Source organism: Mesorhizobium sp. M7A.F.Ca.ET.027.03.2.1 (assembly GCF_003999175.1).
Taxonomy (GTDB): Bacteria; Pseudomonadota; Alphaproteobacteria; order Rhizobiales; family Rhizobiaceae; genus Mesorhizobium.
Genome location: NZ_RZOM01001308.1, coordinates 1 through 1,441, shown reverse-complemented (window position 1 = coordinate 1,441; position 1,441 = coordinate 1). Strand labels below are relative to the sequence as shown.

General features: G+C 66.5%; 1 protein-coding gene. It reads left to right on the top strand.

Annotated elements, in window-relative coordinates; translation table 11 throughout:
• The coding region (locus tag EN750_RS34125; protein ID WP_189526669.1) for a circularly permuted type 2 ATP-grasp protein at positions 1–1,441 on the top strand (1,441 nt) is incomplete at both ends.

The window sequence follows — 1,441 nt, the reverse complement described above, 5'->3', positions numbered from 1 at the left end:
ATGGTGGGTGCTGGGTGATCGCACGCAGGCGCCGTCCGGCGCCGGTTTCGCACTGGAAAACCGCGTCGCCACCACACGCGCGCTGTCCGACATCTATGGCGAGATGCATGTGCACCGCCTTGCCGGCTTTTTCCGCCGTTTTCGCGACGCGCTGATCGGCATGGCCAAGGAAACCGACGGCCGCGTCGCCATCCTGACGCCGGGGCCGCTCAACGAAACTTATTACGAGCACGCCTACATCGCCCGCTACCTCGGCATCATGCTGCTCGAAGGCGAGGATTTGACCGTCTCCGGCAGCCGGCTGATGGTGCGCACAGTTTCCGGCCTGATGCCGATCAGCGTGTTGTGGCGGCGGCTCGACGCCGCCTTCGCCGATCCGCTCGAACTGCGCGCGGATTCGCAGATCGGCACGCCGGGCCTGGTTGAGGCGATCCGCCAGGGCGCGGTTGCTACCGTCAACGCGCTGGGCTCCGGCCTGATGGAGACGCGCGCGCTGCTTGCCTTCCTGCCCAAGATTTCACGGGCCTTGCGGGGCGAGGAATTGCTGCTGCCAAGTGTCGCGACATGGTGGTGCGGGCAAGCAACCGAACGCGCGCATGTGCTGGCCAACATCGATCGCATGGTGATCGGGCCGGCGCTGTCGACGAGGCTTGTCTTCGAGGACGACGATTCAACGAAGCTAGGCTCGGCTCTGTCGGCCGGGGAGCGGGCGGAACTGGTGGCGCGCATTGAACGTGATGGCGGCGATTTCGTCGGCCAGGAAGCGGTGACGCTTTCGACGACGCCCGTCTATGTCGGCGGCTGGCTGGAGCCGCGGCCAGCCAGCCTGCGCGTCTACCTGGCGCGAACGCCGGAGGGCTGGACGGTGATGCCGGGCGGTTTTGCCCGTATCGGCCTGTCGCTCGACCCGACGGCGATCGCCATGCAGCGTGGCGGCCAGGCGGCGGATGTCTGGGTTGTCAGCGACAAACCGGTGGAGCGCGAGACGCTGCTGCCGCAAGAAGGCGACAGTTTCAGCCGCACCAGGCCCGGCAGCCTGCCCAGTCGCGCGGCGGAGAACCTGACCTGGCTCGGCCGCTATATCGAGCGCTCGGAAGACACGGTGCGTATCCTGCGCGCCTACCATGTGCGGCTCGCCGAAACCTCCGACCCGGATATGCCGCTGCTCGCCGACATCAGGGATTATCTCGAACCTTTCGGCATCGATGTGGAGACGGCGATCCCGTCAGGGCTGATCGGCACGCTGGATAGTGCGGTCTACAGCGCCGGGCAGATCCGCGACCGCTTCTCGCCCGATGGCTGGCTGGCGCTGAAGGACCTGTCGAAAACCATCCATCAGTTCGCAACGACGGTCGCGCCCGGCGACGACGCGACCCGGGCGATGACAGTCATCCTGCGTAAGCTCGCCGGCTTTTCCGGCCTGCTGCACGAGAACATGTAC